The organism is Hymenobacter tibetensis, assembly GCF_022827545.1.
Lineage (GTDB): Bacteria > Bacteroidota > Bacteroidia > Cytophagales > Hymenobacteraceae > Hymenobacter > Hymenobacter tibetensis.
Window position 1 is genome coordinate 1,654,075 of sequence record NZ_CP094669.1, and the last position, 25,307, is coordinate 1,679,381.

Consider the following 25,307-nt stretch of genomic DNA (forward strand, 5'->3'; position numbering starts at 1 on the left):
GCCGGCGACTTACGGCAGGCGCGAGTTGCAGAACCCCATAAACGAGCTTGGTAGCCACTACTGCGCCCGTCGTCTTTCGTCCTCGGCGCCGGTGCGGCGGGTGGTGGAAGTGGCTTTGTCGTTGCCTAGCTTCCAGCTCAAGGATAGGGTCACGGCGCGGGAGTCGCGGCGGAGGAAGAGGTTTTCCTGGTAGTTGTTGTAGCGCGAGGTGGCCCGCAACGGGGTGGTGTACAAAATGTCGGTGGCGGCCAACTTGATGGTGCCTTTCTTGTCCCACACCGCTTTCTGCACGCCCACCCCCACTTGCCCAAACGGCTGGAAAATAAAGAAACCCACGCGCTGCCGCGAATTGTAATTGGCGTTTAGTTCGGCGCTCCAGCCGTTGCCCATCGTGAAGGTGCTGTTGCTGCTGATGTTGAAGGCGCTCTGGCCACGGTTCAGGGAGGTGCCAGCCAAGCTACCCTGGTAATGGATGTAGAAGAACACGGCGTTGTTGTAGATATTCCACCACTTGGTTGGGCTTAAGGGCGCCGTGAGGGTCAGGGCCACATACTGCTGCCGGTCCAGGTTCACGTACTGCGACACGGTGGTGCTGTCGGATTCGGGCTGGGCCACGTCGGTGATGGGGTCTTGCGTGACGCTGTAGCTGAGGCCAGTCGTGAATTTCTGCTTGAACGTGTGGCTTAGCTCCACATTGTAGCTGGTTTCCGGCCGCAGGGTAGGGTTGCCTTTGCCCGAAGTCGTGGGGTCGATGACGAAACGGAAGGGGTTGAGCTGTCGGTAGGAAGGCCGGTTGATGCGGCGGCTCAAGGACGTGGACAACTCGTGCTGCTCACTAAGCGTGTATTTCAGGCCGGCACTCGGAAACAACTGGTAGTAGTCGCGCCGGAAGTTGTCGTCGGCTACCTGCTGTTGGCCTTTCATAGACGTTTGCTCGCCCCGCAGGCCGGCTTGCACGCTCAGCTTGTTGATGGTGTGCGTTAGGTTGGCATATGCCGCCGTGATAAGCTCGTCGTACTCAAATTGGTTGGTACGCCCCAGGTCCACGGTGGTAATGTCGTTGACGGTGTTCTCAAACAGAACGTCGTTGGTGGAATGGACCTTGCTGGCCTTGATGCCCGTTTCGAGGCGAGTTTGTGAGGTCAGCGGGTGCGTATAGTCCGCCTTTGCGGCCTGAATGGTTAGCTCGCCGGTCTGGTCGCCGGTGAGGGTAGCGCTTGGGCGGCCCGAAAGTTCGAAGAAGGTGGTTTGGCGCTGCAACCGATGCGTAACGTAGCTGGCGTAGTCCACATCGGCCGTTAACTCTGCGTTGCCGGCGGCAGCCGAACCGAAGGTATGTTTGAAATTGAGACTTCCCCCAATGTTGGGGTTGTTGCCCTGGGTGGTACTCAAGGCTGTATAATAGTCTTGGACCTGCCCCGCGGCATCGTAGAACGTGCTGGTGTTAATGCCTTTGCCATTGGGCAGCGGACGCGGCACGGCAAACCCGTTGAGGGTAGCGCCCAGCACCGTGTTTTTCGACAGGTTCCAATCGGCCCCGAGTTTGTAAATCAAGTAATGGTCGCTGGATTCAATGCGGTTGCGCTGGTCGCTGGTGCCGCGCAGCACGGAGGCTTCATTCAGGGAGTCGTAGAAGTAGCGGTAGGTGTTCCGGATGCCAAAACCTCGCCGGCGGGTGTAGTTTGCGGAGGCGAAGATGTTCAGGTTTTTGGTGCGGTGGTTGCCTGAAAAGCCGCTGGTAAACTTGTTGTACTCGGTGCGGCCGTAGCTGGCATTGACGGTGCCGTTGGTGCCCTGGCGCTGGTCTTTTTTGAGGTTGATGGCAATAATGCCGGCGCCGCCCTGCGCATCATATTTCGCGGGTGGATTGGTAATCAGCTCGATGCTCTTGAGTTGGTCGGCGGGCAAAGAGCGCAGGTAGTCCGCCAGCTCGGAGCCAGTCATGGGCTGGCGCTTGCCGTCGATGAGCACTAACAAGCCTTGCCGGCCACGCAAAGCCAGATTGTCGTTGCCATCCACTGTCACGCCAGGGGCCCGGCTAAGTACGTCCAGGGTGGTGTTGCCGGCGGCTAAGGTGGAGCCTTCCACGTTTACCACCGTCCGGTCGGCGAGGCGCTCAAACAACGGTTTCTGGCCTATCACCTGCACTTCTTTCAGCGCTGTAGCACCGCTTGATTGTAGCACGATGCCCGGCAGCGCCACGCCCCCCGAGGCCAGAGCAAACGGCTCACTCCAGTGCCGCACAAACCCCATTTGCACCGCCGATACCCGGTAACGGCCCTCGGTTGGCCGCTCAAACCGAAAAGCGCCGCTCGCGTCGGTGAATTCAGTTTTTACCACTGTTGAGTCGGTAGCGCGGTGTAACGTCACGGTGGCGTAGTCAATGGGCGCGCCCGCCGCCGTGCGGATAGTTCCGGTTATAGTAGTGGCACTTTGAGCTAGGGCAGGAGCTGTCAACCAGGCAAGTGCTACCACCCAAAGCCCAGTTAGCAAGGAAAGGAAGCGAGTAGAGATAGTACCGTTCAAAGCAGAGAAAGTAGGAGTGGGGAAGCGGAATAGCACAGCGGAATGCAAGTCCAAACGGCAGCAGATGCTGGGGCATGGCTTCGCCAAGCGTAGCAAGCTGGGCCAGCCCGTAGGGGTTTCGAGTGTAGCCTCCGCTGACGGCCAATGGGCGACCAGGAAGAGCAGACAAACCAGTAAGTGCGTTGAATTCAGGTGTGGATACCGCGCGAACTTCCAGACGTTACAGCTAAACGGAATATTTTTTTCGCCTTTTCAGGTTTCCGCAGCGTCTCTTGCCGCGCCCGCTTGTTGATTTTGCTACCAGTTGAAAGTTGAAAGCCCGCTCCAAACCAGTGAAGCGGGCTTTCAACTTTTGTTGTGTGGGGTTATAGTCGCTCCAAGAGCTCGTCGAAGGCGCGGAGCAGTTCGGCGCGGCTGGCTTCTGGCTCTGCTTCCAGGCGCTGCTCGAACACCTCCCGCTCGGTGAAGTCATGGAGGCTGCGGGTGAGGGGCGCTTCCGATTCCAATTCGCTGCCGAGGGCGCGGAGCTTCACCAGCCGAAAGTGGCGCCGGGCGAGTACCTCTAGCTTTTTGCGGTCTAGTTCCTGAATTACACGGAGCAGCATCTCGGCCACTTCCAGCTGCGTGAGTTCCGAATGAATCTGTACATCCACCCAGGCGGGCAGAGAATAGCCGGTGTTGTCGTACGAGGTAAGAAGCAGTATCACTTCATCGAGCGCGCCGTGGAAGCGTACCAGCCGGCGAGCGGCGGGCACCGGCAGTGCTTCCAGCTGCTGCAGTTTCCCGTCGCCAAATTCCAGCAGCAGCACTTCTTTCGGGTGGTCGACTTCCGAAAACGACAGCGCAATGGGGGAGCCGGAATACCGGATATGCTCCCGGCCACCTACGCGTTGGGGGCGGTGCAAATGCCCCAGCGCGACATAATCAAAGAGGGCCGGAAAATGGTCGGCCGTAATCTGGCCCAAGTTGCCGACGTGAATAGTCCGCTCCGACTCCGAGGGTGACGCACCAGCAGCGTACAGATGGCCAGTCGCCAACACCGGCAACCCCAGGTCTTTGAGTTGCCATACCTGCTCCACTTCGGCCATGCGCCCGTAATGATCGGCAATGCCTTGCTTGATGCGGGCCTCCCGTTCCTCGGCAGTTTCGCCGGGCACCGAAAGGCGCACGTCTCGGTCGCGGAGGAAGGGAACGGCGCACACCACCAGGCCAGGTTTGCCGCTGGCATCATCCAGCACCAGCACTTGGTCTTCGAAGCAGTCGGGGACGCAGCCCACCACGTGTACGCGCAAGTGGCGCAGCAGCCGGGCCGGGGCGTTGAGCGTAGCCGGCGAGTCGTGGTTGCCGCCCACCACCACAATATCGCGGCAGCCGGTGCCGCGCATACTCAGCAGGAAAGAGTAGTACAGTTCCAGTGCTTGGTTGGAGGGCGAGCCGGTATCGAAAATGTCGCCGGCTACTACCAATACTTCCACGCGGTGCGTCCGCACAACTTCCACCAACCACTCCAGGAAGTGGCGGTGCTCGTCGGTTCGTTCGTGGCCGCTGATGAAGCGCTGGCCCAAGTGCCAATCGGCGGTGTGCAGGACTTTCATACCAAAAATCGTGACGGTGGAAACCCAAAATTAACTCTTGCCGCGTCGAGTTGCGCGGTAACTTGGCAGACTAGTCCCCCAACGTTGATGGGAAGTAGATAAGTTTGCTGGCAGGACCAGGTACCCGCTGTTCAGATTCCCTAAATTGGTGTAGTCAGTTCGTTCAAGTACAGCCATGGAAAGCACAGAAAAGCCTGCAACTGCTTCTTCCGGTTCCGCACCCGGTATTTCGTTGCCGCTGGTTTCGCTGCGGGTGGGTGTTCCCCAAGCACTAGGCCACCCCGAGGCCACGGAAACGTTAAACCGGCCCTGGACCTCTGCTATCTTCAAGCAGGTAGTAACCACCCCCATCTGGCTGGATACGCTCAATCTGGCCGGCGATGAACAGGCCGACTTGCGCAACCACGGCGGACCAGACCAAGCGCTGTGCGCTTACCCCGCCGCCCACTACGCATACTGGGTTGAGCGCCTGGGCTTGCCGCTGACGGCCGGGAGCTTCGGCGAAAACCTAACCATCGGCGGTGGTTTCACCGAAGAGGACCTGTGTATCGGCGACGTGTTTGCCTTTGGGGAAGCGGTGGTGCAAATCTCGCAACCCCGCTCGCCCTGCTGGAAGATTGCGCGTCGGTGGCAACTGCCGTTGTTTTCGCAGTGGCTACAGGAAACGGGCTTTACGGGTTGGTACCTGCGGGTAGTGCAGCCCGGTTTGGTTGATTCCACTAACCCGTTGCAGTTAGTGGAGCGCCCGCACCCCGAGTGGACTATCGCGCGGGCCAATTCAGCTAAATACGACCAGCGCCACGACCGGGAACTGGTAGCTCAACTGGCCGCCTGCCCGGCCTTGGGGGAGCACTGGCGCAGCAAGATGCAAGGCCGCGCCAACGGCTCTCTGCCACTCAACGACGACGCTAACCGTTTGGTAGGACCCAACGCCGAGTAACAATAGCAAGCAGTAGCAGGCCTCAACAGCAAATCAGCAAAAAGCCCCACCCCGGAATAGGGGTGGGGCTTTTTGCTGGCGCGAAGACAGTTAATGCACCGGTTGCTTTTGAAATTCGGTGACAGCCTCGCCTAAATCGTGTACCTGCACATGGTCTGGCAGCGCGGCATCCAGAATGCTGGTACCCGCTGCGGAGCGGTAGCCGCCAGCACAGTGGACTAGTACGGGCTTGTCGGTAGGTACTTCGTGGGCCCGCTCCCGTAGCTCGTGCAGCGGAATATGCAGGGCGTTTTCGAAGACGGATTGCTTGGCTTCGGTGGCGTTGCGGATATCCACGATGGTAAATTCCTCGGGCCGCTCGCGCACCTGCGTCACGTTGGTTTCGGGGCTGGTAACTGGGAGTTGCTGAGGCGTGATGAGGGCTCCTTTCACGTTGAGTTCGTAACCAATCTTGGCAGTTTTGCGCAACACCGTGTCCAGCGCAATCTGCGAATCGGCTAGCAGGTAGAATGATTCCTGGGGGCCTACCACTGAACCAAGCCAGGTTTCAAACTTGGGCCCGTCCATCAGATTGATAGCGCCAGCCAAATGGCCGGTCCGGAACTGTTCGGCGGGCCGGGTGTCGATGATAAGGGCTTCAGGGTCTAGTGCAGCATCAGGTTGGAGGCGGGGTACGCGCCGGATGCTTTCCTCGAAAGGAAGCGCGCCTTGCTTGTTGAGCACCACATTGTGGCCGAAATACTTCGGGCGGAACGGCTGATCTTCCAGCAGAACCTTCACAAATTCCTGCTCCGACATGGGCTGCAAGGCGTAGTTGGTTTGGATTTCCTTGCCGATGGTGCTGTCGAGTTCAGGGCTGGTGGTTTTGCCGCACAAGCTGCCCGGGCCGTGGGCCGGGTACACTTTGGTGTTCGGGGGCAAGGTCATCAGCTTCTGGCGGGTGCTTTGGTAGAGTTGCGCCGCTAGCTCTTCGCGGCTGTGGCCCCCCACGCTTTCATCTTCGCGGAGGTCAGGCCGGCCTACATCGCCCACAAACAAGGTGTCACCGGTGAATACAGCGCGGGTATGGGCAAACTCGTCCATGAGCAGCACGCAAATGCTATCGGGGGAGTGGCCGGGGGTGTTGATGGCGTGCAACTCCATAGTCCCCAGCGTAATCCGGTCGCCGTCGTCGAAGGTCTTGTGGGGGTAGCTGGCTTTTGCCAGGCGGCTACAGTAGATGGTGGCACTGGTTTCCTCGGCTATTTCGAGGTGGCTGCTCACAAAGTCGGCGTGCGGATGCGTTTCAATGACGGCAATGATGCGGGCCTCATGCTCGTCGGCAAAGTCGTAGTAGGGTTGTGGGTCGCGGGCTGGGTCGATGAGGGCTACTTGGCGGCCACTGCGGATGGCGTAGCTGGCATGGGCTAGGCCTTTATCGTAAAACTGCTGAATTTGTACCGACGCGGTACTACTGGGCAGAGGACTCATGGGGTGAGGAATGTGGTGGATGCGCAACCGGTTGGCCAAGCCGAATCCGGGCGCCTATTCTCAAATATAAGCAAGTGGAATTCTACGTAAACCTACAACCCAGGGAAAAGTATTCTCGAAATGATGCAAGAGGTTTCCGATAGGAGCTATAGCGTGTGACAGATAAAGAGAAAATCAAGATGAACTACTTGTTAAGTTAAGCACAACAGCTAGGCTATCTTTAAGTATTTTGTTTATTTGTTATTCCTTAAAATGTTTACACGAATAACCTTTCTACCATGCGTTATACAGTTACTACGATTCTCAGTGTATTCACTTCTTTTAGCGCGTGGGCCCAAGGGCCGTGGGTTGCTTCCAGCCTTTTAGAATCTGTAGGCAGATTCTCACCAGTAACATCCTTAATGGTGTCCTCTCCGCAGCTGATTTGGGGCACCCGACAAGTCAGACAAGGTATGGGCTCGGTGCTGCGCACTGAAGAGTATGTTTTCTGTTCTACGGATGCGGGGCAGACCTTTCAACAAAAGAGCTTAAATGGCAGCGTAGATGTGTGGGGCTTAGATGCACTAACTGCCTGGGCTATAGCTGGAGCAAGATTATGGGCCACCACGTCGGGGCCAGCGGGCTTGGTTCAGGTGGCCACTGCCCCCACCGCCAACTTGCGCTTCGTTCGTTTTGCAAATGCCACCAATGGTCTGCTCGTGGGCCAGCCCGTGGCCGGGGCCACCAGTTGGCCCCTGTTCTACACCCGCGATGGGGGGGCTACCTGGACCTCCGCCCCCGCCCCCGCGCCGAGTGCCGGTGATCTTGCCAGGAGTTGCACGCAGGTTGGCAACAGTTATTGGGTCAGCACGGTGTTAGGCAATGTGTTGCGCTCCACCGATGGGGGCCAGAGCTGGACGAGTGCCGATACGGGGCTGGGGAGCAGTCTGCGCGAGGTGGCTTTTCGGGATGCGTTGCACGGGTTGGCCTTTGGCACCGCGGGCCAGTTGCGCCGGAGCACCGACGGGGGCCAAACTTGGACGGCCATAACGCCGCAGGGGCCGCTTCGCCGCACCACTGCTGTCGCCATCGAGGGCTCGGCCGGAACCTATCTGAGTGGAACCTCAGACGTTACTGATCTAGCATCAAATGGCACTTCCATCTCCAATGACGATGGCGCCACCTGGTATAGCTTAGAATCTTCCACTGTCTCACAGCGATTGGCGGCTAAGGGAGCAAACAGCGTGTATAGCGGCGGCATCAACCTTGTCTACCGCTATAGCGGCCCATTGGCCGCGAAGGCAAAGGCCCAAGCAGCGACGGCCCTTGGCTATCCCAACCCGGCCAACGATGTGCTGTACCTGCCGGCCTCACCCCCGGCTAGTACAGCGCAGCTCTACGATATGACAGGGCGCCTGCAACGCACATGGCAGCTTGGCACCGGGGAGAACAGCTTGCGCTTGCACGGGATAGGGGCTGGCGTTTATCAACTGCGCGTAGTGGCGCAAGACCAACCGGTGCGCGTGCAGCAGCTTGTTGTCCAGCATTAATACAACGCTCTCCCCACAAGTAAAACCAGGCTTAACACAAGCTTGTGCCAGGTTTGTTTCCGTGATGCATCAGACAGGCTGGCGTTTGGCTTTGCTAAGCAACTGCGCCAGACCACCGACGGTGACCTAGGCAGCGACTGATCCATAGGCGCTATTTCGCAGCAGGAACACCGTAGCTGTTGGAAGAGCATCAAGAGCTTAGTTGAGCGGCGAAGCTGATATTCTTTACACACAAAAAGCTCTATACATCAAATGCATAAGGCTTTTTGTGTGTAAGGAATATAGTAATTAGGCCTTCTTTCTTATACCACCTTTCATCTTGTCTTTGCGCTTGCACAGCGAGTGGCCAGGCGTATAGTGCTATTAATAATTTTGCTTGAATCCTCAACCCTATTTATCTGCTTATGCGCTTTTCAACCCTACTATTCACGGTAGCTGTAGTAGCTACACCTGCCACTGCTCAGGCCCAAGGGCCGTGGGTAGGGTCTGTCATCCCAGGAGCCGGAGCTCCTGGCGCTGCATCCTTCATGCTGGCGTCGGCGCAGGTGGTCTGGGGAAGCTACATAACCCCTGGTCGATTGATTGACTGTACCGTTTTCTGTTCCGTAAATAGCGGACAAAGCTTCCTGCAACAACGGGTGATAACATCGTCTCCTGATAATCGCATCGACGATATATGGGGGCTGGATGGGCTGAGAGCTTGGGCTATTCGGACAAGGGGAACAGCACCCAGCTTGCTGTTGGCTACTACTACCGGACCAGCAGGCTTTAGTGTAGTTGCCTCCGCGCCAAGCGCAAGGCTACAGTTTGTGCGTTTCTTGAATGCCACAACTGGAATATTAGTGGCGCGTCCAGAAGCCAATGCCACAACATGGCCTTTGTTTCGAACAGATGATGGTGGCGCTACGTGGGTTACTTCCACAACGCCAACTCCAGTAGCCGGTGATTATCCTCTTACTTGTACACAAGTAGGAAATACGTTCTGGGTAAGTACCTATCTAGGTTATGTGCTGCGCTCAACTGACGAAGGTCGGACTTGGACAAGTGCAGACACAGGACTAGGCACAAGTTTGCGCGAAGTAAGCTTTAGAAGTGTATTGAACGGCTTGGCATTTGGTGATGCTGGCCAGTTACGACGTACTAGTGATGGAGGGCAAAATTGGATAATGGTTACTCCGCAGGGCCCGCTTCGTCTCACCAAAGCTACTGCAGTTGAGGGTTCAGCTGGAACCTATCTTAGCGTTGCTGGCGAATGGAATAGCGCTCAAAATGGTACGTCGATTTCAACTGATGATGGCGCGACATGGGTGGAGGTGGAATCCTCAATCAACATGCAACGGCTAGTATCTAGAGAGGGAGTTGTATACGGCACTGGTTTTCCTTTTGGCAACAATACCACTATGACCTTATATAAGTATGCCAGTCCTCTATCAACCCGCGCTAGGCAGCAGGAACGAGCCTCTTTTTGTTTCCCTAATCCAACGGCTGATGTTATTAATCTACCTGCAGCTAGTGAAACACGCACAGTCCGCCTTTACGATGCAGTGGGCCGCCTGCATCGCACCTGGGAACTTGATAGGGCAGAGAACGTACTGCACCTAGACGGAGTAGCACTTGGTGTTTACCAACTACATCTTTTTGAACAGAACAAAGCTATACGTGTGCAACAAATCGTAGTACAGCGCTAATGTTGATTTAGCCGCAATAGAAAAGCCACTTTGCCTAATAGCAAGTGGCTTTTCTGTACCTGAACCCCAGAAGAAGCTATACTACGCAACTATTGTAAAAAGTAACGATGCCTAAGAATAACGGCACGTCTTGTTGTAGTGCACTTCATGTTGGTCTGTTACGTTAGACCTTGGCTTTTGCTTTCATGCCGCCTTTCATCTTGTCTTTGCGTTTGTTTAGCTGGTCTTCGCGCAGTTGGTTGTACTTGGTGGCTTGCTCGGGCGTGAGCAGGGCCTTGAGCTGGGTGTCGTACTCTTCTCGGATGGCTCTCATTTCCTGGCCTGCTCCCTGACGAGAATCGGCAGCCGCGTTTTTGCTGCGCAGGGCCTGCAACTCTTGGTTTTCAGCTAAGGCAATGGCGCGAACCTGAGAAGTTTGGTCGGCAGAAAGGCTCAATTGTTTGCTTAGGCGCTGGGTTTGCATGTCGGCGCGCTGCTCGGGTGTCAGGTTGCCACGGCCCTGGCCCATGCCGTTGGCACGGCCGGCAGTGGCTAAGTCAGCGGTTTGAGCGGAGGCGGCACCAGCGGTGCAAAAGAAAGCGGCGAGTACTACAAGCGTCTTTTTCATGGAAGTGTGGTCTTTGGGTACGTACTACCGCTTAGAGGGGCTTCCGTTGATTAGGTTTAATTCGAGTAGTTAAGAGTAGGACAATCACCTACCTGAAGCGGACGAATCCAATAAACGCCTATATTCGGGGCCGGACAGCTGACCGGAAGCGGTATTTTCTCACTCGACTACCAACTCACTTTCTTTCCTCTCTTCTCAACTTTATATGGCAAGTATTTTCGCCAAAAAACCTCTGGCTCAGCTCTTGGGTGAAGCCAACTCCTCCGGCCACGGCACGCTTCAGCGGACGTTGGGGGCCGGCAACCTGGTAGCACTCGGTGTAGGCGCTATCATTGGAGCCGGTCTGTTTGTTCGTACTGCCGCTGCGGCTGCGCAGGCCTCCGGGCCCGGAGTTACGCTGGCCTTCATTGTGGCGGCTATCGGCTGTGCCTTTGCGGGCCTTTGCTACGCCGAGTTTGCCGCCATGATTCCAATTGCGGGCTCGGCCTACACCTACGCCTATACCACCATGGGCGAGTTCATTGCCTGGGTTATTGGGTGGGCACTCATCATGGAATACGCGTTGGGTGCAGCCACCGTATCCATTGCCTGGAGTGAATACCTGAATAAGCTCTTAGAGGTCTTTGGGATGCAGATACCCTATAATCTGTGCCACTCGCCTTTCGAGCAGGCTGTTGTGAACGGTGTGACCGTGCACGGCCTTATCAACCTGCCCGCTTTGCTTATCATCATCATGCTCAGCTTGCTGCTCATCAAGGGCACGCAAGAGTCTGCTACCTTCAACGCAATTATCGTGGTAGTGAAAGTGGCCATCGTGTTGATATTCATTGCAGTAGGCTGGCAGTTCATTGAGCCTGCTAACCACACGCCCTATCTGATTCCAGAAAATGCAGAGCCAGTTCGGAACGCTGCTGGCACCGTGGTGCGCGAATACTCGGCCTGGAACAAGCACGGCTGGGGCGGTATCCTGGGTGGCGCAGCCATTGTGTTCTTCGCTTTCATTGGGTTTGATGCCGTAAGTACGGCAGCGCAGGAAGCCAAAAACCCCAAGCGCGACATGCCCATCGGTATCCTTGGTTCGTTGGCCGTGTGCACCGTCCTCTACATCCTGTTCGGACACGTGCTGACGGGTGTGGCCAACTGGCGCGAGTTTGCCGACCCAGCCAAGGGCGGCGAAGCTTCCGTGACGTATGCTATTAAAGAGCACATGCCCGGTTATGAGTGGCTGTCAACAGCCGTAACGGTGGCTATTCTGGCTGGTTTCTCGTCGGTAATTCTGGTGATGCTTATGGGCCAGAGCCGCGTGTTCTTCTCGATGGCCAACGACGGGTTGATGCCGAAGGCTTTTTCGGAGCTGCATCCTAAGTTCAACACGCCCTACAAGTCGAACCTGGCGCTGCTGGTGTTTGTAGGCGCTTTTGCCGGATTCGTGCCAGGCTCCCTGGCTGGTGACCTCACTTCCTTCGGTACCCTGTTGGCGTTCGTGCTGGTTTCTATCGGGGTGTGGCTGATGCGCCGCTCCGATCCGGATACAGTGCGTCCGTTCCGTTCGCCGCTCTCCACGGCTTCCTTCCCATTGGTACCGTTCCTGGGCGCAGGTATCTGCATGCTGATGATTCTAGCTCTGGACGCAGATACCCTGAAGCTGGCCCTATTCTGGATGTTGCTCGGCTTTGTGGTGTACTTCCTCTATGGCCGTAAAAACTCCAAGCTGCAGCAAGGCATTGTGGTAGTGCCGAGAGAAATGGAAGAGCAAGCGTTCATCAAAGAATAACGCACCGCGCTTCAAAGACCTACCAAACAAAGACCCCGCCGGCTAACCGGCGGGGTCTTTGTTTGGTAGGTCTTTGAAAAGGCTACTTTTTGGTTGAGGCCGTGACCTCACTTTGCAGCTTAATCACCCGGTCGCCGTTGTCTTGCACAATTACAAAAGCTGGGTTTTCGGGGGTGCCGTTGCGCGTGATGTCTGAACCCTTAAGCTTGCGCGTGACAGATTCTTTGTGTGTTTCTTCGATCTTGCCGGTTGCCGTACCGGTGCCGTATTTCCAAGTGACAGTGGTGCCTTTACGCATAAGTGGGGAAGGTGGAGCAGTGAATGAAAGAGTAAGCTAGTCAGGCGGCCAGCAACCTTTTTACTGTTTTACAACGGCTTAGGTTCTCCCGTTACGGGCACCACATGTTTCACTAAGCTTACTCCGTACTGTCGGGGCAAGGAAACGGATGCCCTGCAAAAAGTGTAGTACATATGCAGTGCTATCCCTTTAAAAAACCGCGAAAACAGGTCTGTAAGTATATAGTATAAACTATTCTATTTTTTTCATGAAAAAATGTACATCGCCATCGTTCTATCAAATAGAAATATCGTTACATTTGGAACATGAACTGTGCGCTCAAGGCAAACATGTCTTAGGTCCATCTCAAACAGACTTGAAATAGTATTGCTAGAAGCGTGCCCAAGGCCTGATTCACACCAAAACGAAAACAAACGATGCCTTCGAAAATCCTCTCTTTCATTGTACATGTGCCAGGCACAACTCCTGGTTCTTATCCTTCTGTACCCATGGCTACTACCAAGTCAGAGCGCAAACAAGAAGTGAAAGTGCAAAGCAGCGGCCACTTCACCGCCATCTACGAAAACGACCGTTTCGTGCGTTTCAAGTACATTCACAACCCTCAGTAGAGGAGCTTCCTTACCACAATAGTTTGCTAAGCGCCGCGTCGCTCTAGGAGAGGCGCGGCGCTTGGTGTGCACAGAGCGCAAGGTTTTGGGCTAACTTGCTGCCCAAACCTTGCGTTTAGTTGCCCATGCTGTATTTCCGTTCCCGTTATTTACCACTGTTACTTTGTTGGTTGGGGGTAGTGTTGAGTGCTGGTCCGTTGTGGGCGCAGCCAACCGCCCCGGTTCCTGATGAAAACAGTTGGTACGGTATTGTGGCGCGCAGCAGCGGCCGATCCTTGGAGGTACAAGGAGCTTCTCAGGAAGCCGGCTCGGCAGTAGTACAATGGGAGTTCACCCACCCGGCTTCCCAGCAATGGCGTTTCGTGCCCGTAGTCCCTGGGGGCGAGTACTACCGCATTGAAGCCCGGCACAGCGGCAAGTGCCTAACCGTAGATAAACCCGACGACAACGCCCCCTTGGTACAGCGCCCCTGGACGGGAAGCTTTTATCAGCAGTGGAAGCTAGTGCCGGCCGGGCCAATTGGAAGCGTGCAATTGGTAGTTCGGGGCAACGACAAGTGTGCGGCCATTGCCAACTCCGACAAGTTCAATGGTACGCCCGCCGTGCTGCAAGTGCCGCAGAGCCGCGCAACGCAACAGTGGCGCCTGTTTGAACTGCGCCTAAATGTTGACCCCAGCCTGCCGGGGTTTGGGGTGCCACAGGCATTGCCCAGCCTCAACACCACTGCTGGCAACGAACTGCACCCGGTGTTAGCGCCCGATGGTGGCTCGTTGTTTTTCGCCCGCACCCGGTATTCCGCCAACATGGGCGGCAATACCGAGTCGGGGGATATATGGGTGAGCAATTCCACGGACCGGGGCCGCACATGGGGCATGCCTACGCGGTTTGACGCCCTCAACACAACCCAGAATAATGCGGTTATGGCAACCGTGGGGCCGCAGGGCAACACGTTAGTCGTGCGCGGGACCTACGAGCGAGACGGCAGCTTCCGCGACGAAGGCCTATCCACTATTCCGCGGACGGCGGGCAAAAACACCCGCCCTGTCCCTCTTGCTATTCAGAATTACTATTCCACCGGGCCGTCTACCACGTTCTTCATGACGCCCGATGAAAAGGTGCTGTTGCTGTCGTTGGAGCGCGCCGACACGCAGGGCGGCAATGACCTTTACCTTAGTACGCCAACCGGAAGCGGTACGTGGACCGAGCCGCGAAGCCTAGGCAACGTGGTGAACTCACCGGGCTTTGAATTTGCTCCTTGGCTGAGCCCCGACGGCAAAACCTTGTACTTCAGTTCCTATGGCCATGCCGGCTACGGCAGTTCCGACATCTTCGTTAGTACCCGGCTCGATGAGTCCTGGACGCAATGGAGCGTGCCGCGCAACCTTGGAGCCCCACTCAACGGGCCAGGATTTGATGCCTACCTTACCTTGACGCCGGATGGCGAACAGGCATATTATGCCTCGTCGCGCACGCCGGATGGCCCTGCTGATCTGTATCGGACGGCTACCAAAGTCATGCGGACGGTGGAGCCCGCCGATTCCACTACCCCAGTAGCCACCATCCCAAATCCGGTGGTAGTGCCGGCTCCGGTGGTAGTGCCCCGGGCCCTGCTCACAGGCCGGGTGCTAAATGCTAAGACGCGCCAACCACTATCGGCCGAGGTAAAAGTGGTTCGACTGGATAATAATCTGGTTTTCAACGCTACCGCCCGGAGCCTACCGGGTACGGGTTCCTACCAGTTTACGCTGCCTCCCGGCCGCTACCGGGTTCTGGGCAGCAGTGCTACCTTCCTTAATGCTACCGATACCGTTAGCATGAGCGGGTCACGTACGCTCGACCTGCTGCTGGTGCCCGCCGCTGTGGGGTCGAGTCTGGAACTGCCCACGCTGATTTTTGCGCAGGGGAAGTACACGCTGCTCCAAGGATCGTACGCCGAACTGAACCGTTTGGCCCGCACCCTTGCCGACAACCCTACCGTGAACATCCGGCTGGAAGGCCACACCGACAACCAAGGGAATGCAGGGCTAAACCAAAAGCTTTCTGAAGAGCGAGTGCAGGAAGTTCGCCGTTACTTGGTGATGCGAGGCGTCCCCGAAAACAGGCTCAGTATTGTAGGGTACGGAGGAACGAAGCCCCGCGCCAGCAATGAAAGAGAAGAAACTCGCCGCCTCAACCGACGCGTAGAATTCACCATTGTGAAGTAAGCAGTTTGGTTGTTGATGGCTGATTGTTAGTTGTTGACGGTTGTGCTTAACCTCAAACGGCTACACGAGAGGTCTTAAGTTGTAGTCTATGAATAGCGAGCAATCAGCCATCAGCAACCCGTAATCAACCATCAGCCATGCGTGCCACTATTCTGCGTCAGCTTGATTTACCTAATCTGCCATCGGCTTCCGGGGTAGAAATTGTGGGGGAGACGGTGTACATCATTGGCGACGACTCGCCGTACCTGTATCGGTTTACGGCCACCGACTTGGTGCCCGGCAAGCCGCTGACCCTGTTTGAAACCGCGCATTTCAGTTCCGGCCGCATAGACAAAGCCATCAAAGCCGACTTGGAATGCCTGACGGCCCTCACAACGAGCACCGGTGAAATGGGGCTGTTGGCCTTTGGATCCGGGGCTACGGCAGCGCGGGAGAATGGCTTTTGGGTGCCGCTTTCCCCCGCGCAAGGAGAGGCGGCCACTGTGCACCCCGTATCGTTAAGCGGCCTATATGCGCAGCTAAGGACCCTGCTGCCGGCTGGTGCGACTCTCAACTTGGAGGCGGCTGCTACTACCGATACCGAATTGCTGTTGTTCCAGCGCACGGTTGGTTCAACGGCTGGCAACTTGGTATTCCGAATGCCCTTGGCCCCCACGCTCGACTTTCTGCATCACCGCGCCACGCAATTGCCAACGGTGCGGCCACAGCTTTTTCAACTGCCCAACATCAAGGGCAAACCAGCCGGCTTCTCGGGTGCTTGCACCTACGAGGACAAACTGTTTGTAACGGCTTCCGTGGAAGACACCGCTGATGCCATTCTGGACGGTGAGGTATTAGGAAGCTTTGTTGGCTTGCTCGACCTCGACCAATCCGCCAACAAGCCGGTGACCTTTGCACAGCTGCAACTCGCCGGCGGCAAACCCTACACCGGAAAAGTGGAAAGCGTAGCTATTCGGCGGCGTTTGGCAGCGAGCCGCTACGAGCTGCTGCTCGTCACTGACGACGACCAGGGTGGCTCTACGGCAGTGCTGGTGGACGTGACGGTATGAGTTGCTATTGCTTAGCAACCAGCCGCTAGCGCTTTATTTTGCTTTGGCGCGGCGCCAAATAAAGCCGTCTAATACGTAGTGTGTCATTTGGGGGAGGGCTAGTAGGGGTACCAGCAAGGTTAGCAGCAACGGTGCGCTGGCTACGGAGGGGAGATTTTGAAACCAGTGGAACACCGTGCCATGCTCGCGCCATACGAGGCCGTCCCAAAAGCCTTCTTCGGCGTAGGCCAACCCGAACAAAACACCTAAGAACAACAACCAGCCGTAGCGCCCCGACCACCAGTACCCTGCGCGGGCGGCAGGATGCGCTGTGGAGCTAGGCTGACTGGTAGTCCATACCAAAGCCAAGTAGGGAATACCGTGCGCTACTACATTAAGCAAGGTAAACGCTAGGTCACCGTTGAACTGCACAATGCCGAAGTACCACGACACCAGTGTGCCAGCCATCAACAAATTCCGCGGCAGATTGAAGGTGCGGGTGCGCTGCCAGAGTTGGGTTTCCTTGAGCAGATAGGCCCCAATCAAGCCGACATACGCTACCGTGGCTACCAGTCGGCCAAGAGGGAAATCGTGTTGTACAAAGTCGCCATCGATAAACCAGTTGAAATTGCGCGGTGGCGAAAGATGCCAGTATAGCAACGGGTAGAGCGTGGCGTAATAAATCAGCAGCGTATCGAGGGTACGGGCGCCGGGGGTAGGGGCTTCGTGGCGGGAGTACAGGCGCTGGAATCCGTATTGCTGCCGGATGAAATGAAAAACCGCCAGATACGCCAGCACCCGCCAAAACAGCAAGCTTCCGGCATAGTGCAGCGCCACGCCCGCCGCGTAGCAGGCCAGCGGCACCAGCCACAGCAACAACCGAAACTGACGGCGCCGCACCGGGTCGAAATACGTGCGGAACAGGGTACTGTACACGTGCGCCACATCAATCAGCACAACCAGAATCACCCATCCCCAAAGCGGCATGTGGGACGTGGTACGGAATTGCGCCGGCAGTGCCAGCACCACCAGCAGCGCCAGAAACGGCGGCAACAAGATAAACGCCCCATCGAAGCGGGCAGAGCGAATCCAAGGCTGAGTGGAATGGGAGAGGAGCACGAAAAGTAGTTGCTAAATGAATTAACGTCTAAAACTGATATAAAGTAACCGAGCTTTGGCCCGCCAGAAGGCACAGGCAATATCTAGCTAGAAACTGTTGTTCCGACGCAGGAGGAATCTGGGTGAAGCCGTTGAACAATTCAACTTAGATTCCTCCTGCGTCGGAATGACAAGGGCATTCTTGCCAGCTAGGCTACTGTCAGCATTTCGTGGGCTGCCCGTATGCCTTGGTGGAATCCTTCCTCGAAGATAGAAATACCGCTGAGGTCGGTGTGGGCGAAAAACAGCTTGTTGCGCCAGGGCTGTGCCGCCGCCGCTCGGCCAGGGCCCCATAGGTAGCCGGGCGTGGGTGCTACCATGCCGTGGCCCCACACCCATACATCGGCCCGCTGAACGTGGGGCGTGACGCCGGGGTGCATAATTTCCAGCTCCGCGAGCAGGCGTTTCAGCCATTCGTCGTAGCTGGTTTGGTAGGCGCGGCGCCGGGCAGCTTCGGGTGGCTCGTCGCACAGCGGCCAGTACATGGTTATGACCTTGGACGCGTCGGAGCGTAGGCTTAGGTTTTGATGGTTGGCATTTACGTAGCCCACCGACGTGCTGCCGTAGCGCACATTGTCCCAACACAGGGGCTGGCCGGGGCCCTGCGGTAGGCCATCGACGGTGAGATTTGCTACCACCCACGGGGCATAGTAAGGTGACAGGCTGGCGCTAGGAGCATCGGTTAGGCCGGCCAGCAGCCGTTGGGTAACGAACTGCGGCGTAGCCAGCAGCACCTGTCGGGCCTCTACGCGCACGGTTTGTTGGGTGGCTACATCATACGCTAGCACATCTAGTCCCGTGGCAGTTTCGCGCAGCTGATAGGCCACCATGCCCGTGCTGATGGGGGCGGAAGCCTGTTGGCGCAATTGCTCGATCAGAAAGTTGTTGCCTTCGGGCCAGGTTAGAACGTCCGAAGCGCTGGCATTGTGAGCGCGGCCTTTGCGAGCGGCAAAGTAGTGCAGCCCCGCCCACGCCGACACCGCAGCGGCTGGCGCGCCGTAGTCGTCGCGGCAGCCGTAGTCGAGGTACCAGCGCAGATAGGTGGAAGCGTAGCCCTGCTGCGTGAGATAGTCGGCGAAGGAAATGGTGTCGAGCTGGCGGTAGGTGGGGTCAGCGGAAGAATACTCGAGAGGAATGGCAAACACCTCTTTGCCATCCTGGCCGCGGGCTTGCTTCAGATCCTCGATTAGCTTGAAAAACCGGGCTATTTCGGCGCGGTCGGCGGCTGGTACGCCAGCATCTGGCACCAGACCCTGCTGCCAATGCCCGTGGATGTTAAGGCGCTCCTCGGGGTCGTGGCAGAGGTAGTACTCGTTGTAAATAGGCAAGCCGGTATCCGGCGTAAAATCAGTTATCACCCCCGATTCCCGTAGGAAAGCGAGCAGCTTACTGTTGCCAGAATCCGGGATGGGGAGGTAGTGGGCGCCCCACGGATAGGCGGAAACCTGGTTTTGACCGGCGGAGGCATTGCCGCCCACACGCTCGTCCAGCTCTAGCAGCAGCGTATCGGGTTGGCCTTGTTGATGCAGCTCCCGCCGTGCGGCAAGACCGGCCACGCCTCCGCCGATGATGAGCACCTCGGTGCGCACGGTGCGGGTGGGAGTCGGCAGCTTTCCGGGTTGTCGTAGCAAATGGCCAGTAGCATGGTTGGCGCCGTGCAGCGCCCCCTGGACGTGGGCCTGCGCCGTGCCCGGCGTGCACGATTCCAGCAGGCTGGTTGGGGCTAGCAGTACCCCGGCCAAGCCCAAGCCGGCCCGTTGCAGAAACGTGCGCCGCGGGACCTCACCCCCTAGCCCTCTCTCATCAGGAGAAGGGGGACTAGCGGCTAGTTTTTTAGCTCTAAAAGCCATGCTGTATCGGTATAGAACACTGTGCCCTCTGCGGGTGCTCTTAAAGTGTGGACAGTATTATCGTTGTAAATCAATGCGAATACGGTCCCCAGTCTTCCTCGAAATAGCGCACCAGCGCTTGGTTGTTTAGCTGATTAATTTCGGTTGGTACTTCGGCCATGTCGGGTGGGAAGTAAAGCATTTGGCGCAGGGTGGCGGGCGTCAGGAAGCGGAGGCCGGTAGGTAAAGGGCTGGCATCGGGGCGCCAGTGGGCGTTGCGGCCCGCCAGCACATAGCCCCACTCCCCAAAAGAGGGCACGTAGCAATGGTACGGAATGATTTGAAAGCCAGCGGCCGCCAGCGTGTGCGCCACGCACCAAAACGACTGCCGCGCCACGTAAGGCGACGTGCTTTGCACCACTACGCGGCCGCCAGGCGCTAGTCGCTGTTCCAACGCCCGGTAGAAAGCAGTGCTGTAGAGCTTGCCAATCGAGTAGTTGCCGGGGTCCGGAAAGTCCACCACAATGCCGTCGTAATGGGTTGTGTCTTGCCGAATCCACTGGTAAGCGTCGCCGTTGACAACCTCCACTTTGGGGTCGAGCAAGGCGCGCTGGTTGAGTTGCACCAGAATTTCGTTGTGCTGGAAGAGCTGGGTCATGCCCGGGTCGAGGTCGACGAGGCGAATCTGCTGGAGGCGCGGATACTTTAGCAGTTCCCGCACAGCTAGGCCGTCGCCGCCGCCGAGCACAAGAATACGGCGGGCGTTGGGTAGGCCTTGCAGCAGCGGGTGCACCAGCGCCTCGTGGTAGCGATACTCGTCCTGCGAGCTGAATTGCAGGTTGCCGTTGAGGAAGAGGCGCAGCTCGCGGTTATTTTTGGTGAGCACCAGCCGCTGGTATACGGTGCTCTTGCTGTAAATTACCTGGTCCTGAAACGCCAGCGTTTCGGTGTAGCTCTGGATACGCTCGGAATATGCGAAGGTGGCTCCCAAAGCCAGCAGCGCCACCAGTAACCCGCCCGCAAAACTGCGTCGGTAGGGTTGTGTTTCGCGGAAGCGAAACAGGGCCACGCCCGCCACCACCACGTTCAGCGCGCCAAACAGCAGCGAAGTCCGCATCAACCCCAATTGCGGTACCAGCACCAGCGGAAAAATCAGCGACGCCAGCAGCGCCCCGATGTAGTCGAAAGTGAAAACCCGCGACACCAGGTCCTTGAACTCGTAGCGGTTCTCCAAAATCCGCATCAGTAGCGGAATTTCCAGGCCTACCAAAATTCCCGTAAAGCCTACCAGCGCGTACAGAATCAGGCGGAACGACGTGACGTACTCGAACAGCACAAACAGCAGCGGCGCTGAAAAGCCGCCTACCAGCCCCACCAATATCTCCAGCCGAATAAACCACTTCAGCAACGAGCCGCCCAAGTAGCGCGACAGCCACGACCCGATGCCCATCGAAAACAGATAGGCCCCGATAATGGTAGAAAACTGCGTGACCGAGTCGCCGAGTAAGTACGAGGCCAGGGTGCCGGCAATTAGCTCGTAAATCAGGCCGCAGGTGGCAATAACGAACACCGAACCCAATAACAGCGCCGCCTGGCTTTCCACAGCGACAGCGGCCAGTCGGGCCGGCGTGCCTGAAGCTGCGGCAGCGGTGTTGCGCCCGGTGCGGCGTACTGGCTCCTTAACCATGAATTGCCGCGCTGATTATTAGGGCCACGGCAATCATAAAAGCTGCGCTTACCAACGCAAAAGCGTTGTTATGCTCCTCCATAATTTCCTTGCGTAGCGTACCCGGCGTAAACTTCTCGAAGAGATAAAAGCTGATAACTAGAATAACAATGCCCAACACCGAGTAGATAACGGAAGCGGCAATAAGCTTGAAGTTAAGGTATTCCATGTGGTGAAATGATGAGGTAGTGAAGTCGTGATTCAGCAGCTTAGTAGCTTCTTGAACTGGCTATTCAAGTTGTGCCGATAATAGGAGCTGGATAGCTGACTCAGTAAGTCGTAAGGTCACTATCTTACTTATGATAGAAGCGGGCATGGCCACCAGAGCCGCCGTGGCTACTATTGCCATTCAGGTTTTCGGTGTTTTCGTTGTCGTCACCGAGTAGGCGGGTGCCCCGCAAGCCAGCCCACACGAAGGTGCCGTAAGCCAGGGCTGCTGCTAACGCGTAGTAGCGTATGCTTTTCAAATCGCGCAGGAGTTTCATCACCAGTATGAGTAAGGGTTATTCTGCTTCTTGTGGGCCATAGTCGCTATTAAGCCAGCGGGTTTTTTCGTGGTTGTAGCGGCGGAAGAACTGGATGCCCGGGTAAATGGCTAGCATCAGCAGAAATAGTATGGCATTGGAATGCAGCGGCGTATTCTGCGTTACCACTAGATTAATAGGCAAATCCAGACCCGCCTCCGTGGTAGGGTAGATGTTGAGGTGATACCGGCCCGATGGGATGCCAGCTAGGGTAGCGTTATCATTCTCGCTGCCTTCGCTCCAGCTTTCGCCGTCCTCGATACCAAAGTAATGCTCTAGGCTCTTCGTGAATTCGTAGCTTTGACCGGTTTTCTCGTTTACCAGCGAAACTGGAATTTCCAGCCACTGATTGCTGAGTGAAGAGCGTAAATCGAACTCCAGAGCAGCCGGCCCCTTCACCTCAAAGGAAGATGTTACGATAACGTTGTTGCTGCCTGCGGCGGAGGCCGTGACGGTGTTGTCTAGGGTAGTAGGTTGACTTCTAAACTGCTGATTGAGCAACTCTTGTTGCGGTTTTACAAATAAAAACAGCGCCTGTGTTACGACGATGATCAGGGCCATAAGCCATGAGAACCACATCAGGACTGGCCAACTGGCTTCGCCCGGTGCTGGCTGAATGGCGCCCACGCCTTGGCGCCACGGCATTCGTTGCGGTTCCAAGTTGAAGGCCGCCTGCACAGCAGCTGGCTCCACGTAAGTGGCTTTGTACCATTCTGATTTTTTGGTTCGGGGATTGCGCTCCTGCACCAGCATGTAGGGCGGGGCAATGAACTCGGAAATATTCAGCTTTTCGTCGTCGAAGATATTCCAGTCGAACTCGCCCATAGCGTACAGCACTTGTTGTTGGTAGCGGTTGTAGAGGGCATAATTGGTGTCGTTGGTGAACACGTAGGCGTTGCGCGATGTGGGCCGGCCTACTTTGTAGCCACCCTGCACTGGTTCTACGAACATCCAATGACCCTCAAATACGGCCAGTTGCACATAAGTCCCGGTGGCTTGGTCCAGCAACATGTATTCCATCCATTGGGCAGGATACCTCACTTCGCGCTTCAGTATAAAGCCGACGACACAGTAGGTGTTCCCAAACAGTGCACCGACCGCACCAAGCAATAAAGTCGGTTGTTCAACAAGTGCCTTTTTAAAGCCCCCCATAACTCGGGGTTGCCGTTCGTTTTCGTATTCGAAGAAGGTACGGCAGTTGGGGCAGACGTAGAACGAGCTGTTCTTAGCGTCAAAATACGTGATGGAGGCGTTGCATTTCGGGCAGTCAAGTTGTGCCGGGGCCACGGTAGATGGTAGATTTTCACTCATCGGCGCACCTCGGTTTTGGTTTGCTCGGTGCCCTCGAAAAAGCGTAGCGTCTCCGCGTACAACTGCCGCACCGTGGCCGAATTATCGCGCTGAAAGTTCGACAAGAACACATCAAAGGTTGCTAGGCCGTATTCCGGCCAGGTGTGCACGCTCAAGTGCGACTCCGTAAGGCCGACTACCGCCGTGAAGCTGCCATTGGGAAACGTGTGGTACACTTCGCCCACCTTGGTGAGCTGCAACGCCCGGATCTGCTCGTTGAAAAACGACTGGCAGGCGTCCGCGTTAGTCAAGTGTTGTACCGGCGCCGTGAACGTAGCCAGTACGTGTAAACCAGGAGTATAAGAAGACATAGAATAGACAACAGCGCGTCCATAAGCTGGACGGATAACAGGAAAGCAATAGTACGCAGCGCGCCGCTAACGCCAAAACCAACAACGCTATAGCTTGCAGGACTTGCCTTTAGCGGCGTCTGTTCGCTGTTCAAGCCTTTGAAGACCGTTAACCACCTTGTTTCAATAGCGCAAGGAATTGAGTTGTGCGGTTAGTCAATGAAAAAGTAGTTCTAAATTCAAAAAAGACCGTCATTCGGAGCGCAGGCGCAGCCGAAGCATCTCGCATGCAGATGTCTAAGTGCTATTCCTGCGTCAACACGCAAGATGCTTCGGCAAGCTCAGCACGAAGGCTACGTTGGCAACATCAGGAACAGCCGATTAGTCACTCTTAACCCTTGGAGTAAACAAGCTTGTTTGCTTCTGGCAGTCCAGTTTATCTAGCCATAGAGTGGTGTTTCCACTTAACCAGATGCCAGCCGTTGCGTACGGCAAAGGCTAAAGCACCTTATTTTGCCTGCATGACCAGAAATTTCCTTTCCCATTTAGCCACCGCTGGCTGCTTGAGTACCCTTTTATTGGTGGGCAGCGCAGCTTCCGCGCAGCGCAACCCCTTTAGCGGCGACAAGCGCGCTAGCATCAAAGAAGCCGACCTCAAGCGCGACTTGTTCGCTATCGGCGGCAACCATTTCCGCGGCCGCGAAGGCGGAACGCTCGATGAACTTCGAGCTTCCATGTGGATAGCCGAGCAACTGCGCGCCAGCGGCCTTCAACCTGCTGGCGACGATGGCACTTACTTCCAGTTCTTTCACATTCAACGCACGCGCCTCACCAAAAACAGCACGCTGCGCATTGGCACCTACCAACTAACCCACGGCCAGGACGCCATGATTCTAGCGCCCGGCATTGCTTCGGTGAATGCGCCATTGGTATATGTAGGCACGGGTACCGCCGCCGAAATGGCGAACGTTGATGTGAAAGGGAAGGCAATAGCTGTTCTTTTCTCGGGTACCGGGCCGGCTGACTTAAGCTACCGGCGCTTCCTGACCGGTACCATGCGCGACCGGTCGGCGGAATTGGTAAAGGCCGGCGCCGTAGCGGTGGTATTTGTGTCGGACGCACGAGCCCAAGACTATTACGAGCGGTGGACTACTGGTTACGAGCGGGGCCGGTATGACTTGCCTGGTGGCCCCAACGTGCAAGTAGTAGCACAGGCGCCCACCATTTGGTTGCCCGCCGACGCGTTGTCGTGGGTGCGCCAGCCCGGCCAGCAACTCACCGCTACGCTCAACGTGGAAAGCTTCAGCTACCCATCCGTCAATATCGTAGCCAAAGTGCCCGGCACCGATGCCAAGTTGAAAGCCGAAAACGTGCTGTTCAGTACGCACCAAGACCACGACGGTGTGCGCAAAATCGTAGCTGGCGACTCCATCTGGAACGGCGCCGACGACAACGCCACTGGTTGCGCCGCCTTGCTAGCCATCGGGCGAGCTTTCGTGCAGAAGCCCGGGCGTCGTTCGGCGCTGTTCGTGTATCATGGGGCCGAGGAGCGAGGCTTGTTAGGGTCGCGCTACTACGCCGCCAACCCCACGGTACCTAAAGAATCGATAGTGGCCGTGCTGAACGCCGAAATGATAGGCCGCAATGCCCCAGATAGTGCTGCTCTGCTCGGTTCGCAGCCGCCGCACCGCAACTCAAAAGATCTGGTAGCCACCGCCCTGGCGGCCAACCTAGCCAGCCCGAAGTTCAAGCTCGATACGCTCTGGGACAAGCCAACTCACCCCGAGGGGTGGTATTTCCGCTCCGACCACTTGTCGTACGCCCGCCTAAACATTCCCTCTATTTGCTACACCACCCTGTTGCACAAGGATTATCACACGCCCAAAGACGAACCGGAAGCCATTAATATCACCAAGCTTGCCGGCGTCACCCGCTGGATTTACCTAACCGGCTGGGCCGTGGCCAATCAAAACAACCGGCCATCAGTAGACCCGGGCTTCAAGTTGGAGCGGTAAAAGAATAGAGCGTTACAAGCTAACTAGATTGCCAACAGGTAGAGAAGAACAAGCAAACAGGCTTCCGTTTTCAGCTTTTTTGCTTGTTCTTCTTGCGTATGGCTGTAAAGCAGCAGCGCGAGGATGAGACGCACATTATGCCGTTCCA

The 25,307-nt window shown here is 56.6% G+C and carries 19 protein-coding genes; 7 read left to right on the forward strand and 12 right to left on the reverse strand.

Annotated features, from left to right (window positions below; all coding sequences use genetic code 11):
• Positions 1-57: 57 nt before the first annotated feature.
• Together MTX78_RS06665 and sbcD are read right to left on the reverse strand one after the other, a co-directional pair.
• Positions 58-2,580 carry a TonB-dependent receptor gene (locus MTX78_RS06665; RefSeq protein WP_243801045.1) on the reverse strand — a complete coding sequence of 841 codons (2,523 nt, stop codon included), beginning with the start codon at positions 2,578-2,580 and terminating at the stop codon, positions 58-60.
• A 311-nt stretch (positions 2,581-2,891) separates the two neighbouring features.
• Positions 2,892-4,121 (reverse strand): exonuclease subunit SbcD, encoded by a 1,230-nt coding sequence (gene sbcD, locus MTX78_RS06670; protein WP_243801046.1) that lies wholly within the window; start codon positions 4,119-4,121, stop codon positions 2,892-2,894.
• 175 nt (positions 4,122-4,296) lie between these two features.
• On the opposite strand from sbcD, the gene MTX78_RS06675 reads away from it, so the two are divergent.
• The gene (locus MTX78_RS06675; protein WP_243801047.1) at positions 4,297-5,061 is read left to right on the forward strand and encodes an MOSC domain-containing protein; all 765 of its coding nucleotides are present in this window, start codon (positions 4,297-4,299) and stop codon (positions 5,059-5,061) included.
• Positions 5,062-5,151: 90 nt separating this feature from the next.
• Here MTX78_RS06675 and MTX78_RS06680 read toward each other — a convergent pair whose 3' ends face one another.
• Complete coding sequence (locus tag MTX78_RS06680) at positions 5,152-6,531, reverse strand: MBL fold metallo-hydrolase (protein ID WP_243801048.1); 1,380 nt, start codon at positions 6,529-6,531, stop codon at positions 5,152-5,154.
• 401 nt (positions 6,532-6,932) lie between these two features.
• Here MTX78_RS06680 and MTX78_RS06685 point away from each other — a divergent pair, with 401 nt between their 5' ends.
• Both MTX78_RS06685 and MTX78_RS06690 read left to right on the forward strand, forming a co-directional pair.
• Positions 6,933-8,060, forward strand: a complete 1,128-nt coding sequence (locus MTX78_RS06685; protein ID WP_243801049.1) for a T9SS type A sorting domain-containing protein — start codon at positions 6,933-6,935, stop codon at positions 8,058-8,060.
• 740 nt (positions 8,061-8,800) lie between these two features.
• Positions 8,801-9,748, forward strand: a complete 948-nt coding sequence (locus MTX78_RS06690) for a T9SS type A sorting domain-containing protein (protein WP_243801050.1) — start codon at positions 8,801-8,803, stop codon at positions 9,746-9,748.
• A 163-nt stretch (positions 9,749-9,911) separates the two neighbouring features.
• Here the strand turns inward: MTX78_RS06690 and MTX78_RS06695 are convergent, their stop codons facing one another.
• Entirely contained in the window at positions 9,912-10,355 is a 444-nt protein-coding gene (locus MTX78_RS06695; RefSeq protein ID WP_243801051.1) for a hypothetical protein, read from the reverse strand.
• A gap of 205 nt (positions 10,356-10,560) precedes the next feature.
• Between MTX78_RS06695 and MTX78_RS06700 the strand changes: the two genes are divergently transcribed.
• Complete coding sequence (locus MTX78_RS06700; RefSeq protein WP_243801052.1) at positions 10,561-12,129, forward strand: amino acid permease; 1,569 nt, start codon at positions 10,561-10,563, stop codon at positions 12,127-12,129.
• An 82-nt stretch (positions 12,130-12,211) separates the two neighbouring features.
• Here the strand turns inward: MTX78_RS06700 and MTX78_RS06705 are convergent, their stop codons facing one another.
• A complete protein-coding gene (locus MTX78_RS06705; protein ID WP_243801060.1) occupies positions 12,212-12,427 on the reverse strand; it encodes a hypervirulence associated TUDOR domain-containing protein in 216 nt (71 codons plus the stop codon).
• Positions 12,428-13,160: 733 nt separating this feature from the next.
• On the opposite strand from MTX78_RS06705, the gene MTX78_RS06710 reads away from it, so the two are divergent.
• Together MTX78_RS06710 and MTX78_RS06715 are read left to right on the forward strand one after the other, a co-directional pair.
• The gene (locus tag MTX78_RS06710; RefSeq protein ID WP_243801062.1) at positions 13,161-15,239 is read left to right on the forward strand and encodes an RICIN domain-containing protein; all 2,079 of its coding nucleotides are present in this window, start codon (positions 13,161-13,163) and stop codon (positions 15,237-15,239) included.
• Between the two features lie 137 nt (positions 15,240-15,376).
• Positions 15,377-16,288 (forward strand): DUF6929 family protein, encoded by a 912-nt coding sequence (locus MTX78_RS06715; RefSeq protein WP_243801064.1) that lies wholly within the window; start codon positions 15,377-15,379, stop codon positions 16,286-16,288.
• A 33-nt stretch (positions 16,289-16,321) separates the two neighbouring features.
• Here MTX78_RS06715 and MTX78_RS06720 read toward each other — a convergent pair whose 3' ends face one another.
• The 7 genes from MTX78_RS06720 to MTX78_RS06750 all read right to left on the reverse strand — a co-directional run bounded on the left by MTX78_RS06720 (position 16,322) and on the right by MTX78_RS06750 (position 23,165).
• Positions 16,322-17,386 carry a hypothetical protein gene (locus MTX78_RS06720; protein WP_243801066.1) on the reverse strand — a complete coding sequence of 355 codons (1,065 nt, stop codon included), beginning with the start codon at positions 17,384-17,386 and terminating at the stop codon, positions 16,322-16,324.
• Between the two features lie 188 nt (positions 17,387-17,574).
• Positions 17,575-19,275: an FAD-dependent oxidoreductase gene (locus MTX78_RS06725; RefSeq protein ID WP_243801068.1), complete on the reverse strand. Its 1,701-nt coding sequence runs from the start codon at positions 19,273-19,275 to the stop codon at positions 17,575-17,577.
• A 70-nt stretch (positions 19,276-19,345) separates the two neighbouring features.
• Entirely contained in the window at positions 19,346-20,941 is a 1,596-nt protein-coding gene (locus tag MTX78_RS06730; protein WP_243801069.1) for a polyamine aminopropyltransferase, read from the reverse strand.
• The gene (locus MTX78_RS06735; protein WP_243801070.1) at positions 20,934-21,149 is read right to left on the reverse strand and encodes a DUF350 domain-containing protein; all 216 of its coding nucleotides are present in this window, start codon (positions 21,147-21,149) and stop codon (positions 20,934-20,936) included. The genes MTX78_RS06730 and MTX78_RS06735 overlap by 8 nt, the downstream gene beginning before the upstream one ends.
• A 124-nt stretch (positions 21,150-21,273) precedes the next feature.
• Complete coding sequence (locus MTX78_RS06740) at positions 21,274-21,465, reverse strand: hypothetical protein (RefSeq protein WP_243801071.1); 192 nt, start codon at positions 21,463-21,465, stop codon at positions 21,274-21,276.
• Positions 21,466-21,483: 18 nt separating this feature from the next.
• Complete coding sequence (locus MTX78_RS06745) at positions 21,484-22,815, reverse strand: DUF4178 domain-containing protein (protein ID WP_317258934.1); 1,332 nt, start codon at positions 22,813-22,815, stop codon at positions 21,484-21,486.
• A complete protein-coding gene (locus MTX78_RS06750) occupies positions 22,812-23,165 on the reverse strand; it encodes an S-adenosylmethionine decarboxylase family protein (protein WP_243801072.1) in 354 nt (117 codons plus the stop codon). Before MTX78_RS06750 ends, MTX78_RS06745 begins: the two co-directional genes overlap by 4 nt.
• A 500-nt stretch (positions 23,166-23,665) precedes the next feature.
• On the opposite strand from MTX78_RS06750, the gene MTX78_RS06755 reads away from it, so the two are divergent.
• Positions 23,666-25,159, forward strand: coding sequence for a M28 family peptidase (locus MTX78_RS06755; RefSeq protein ID WP_243801073.1), 1,494 nt, complete (start codon positions 23,666-23,668; stop codon positions 25,157-25,159).
• The last annotated feature ends 148 nt before the right edge of the window (positions 25,160-25,307 follow it).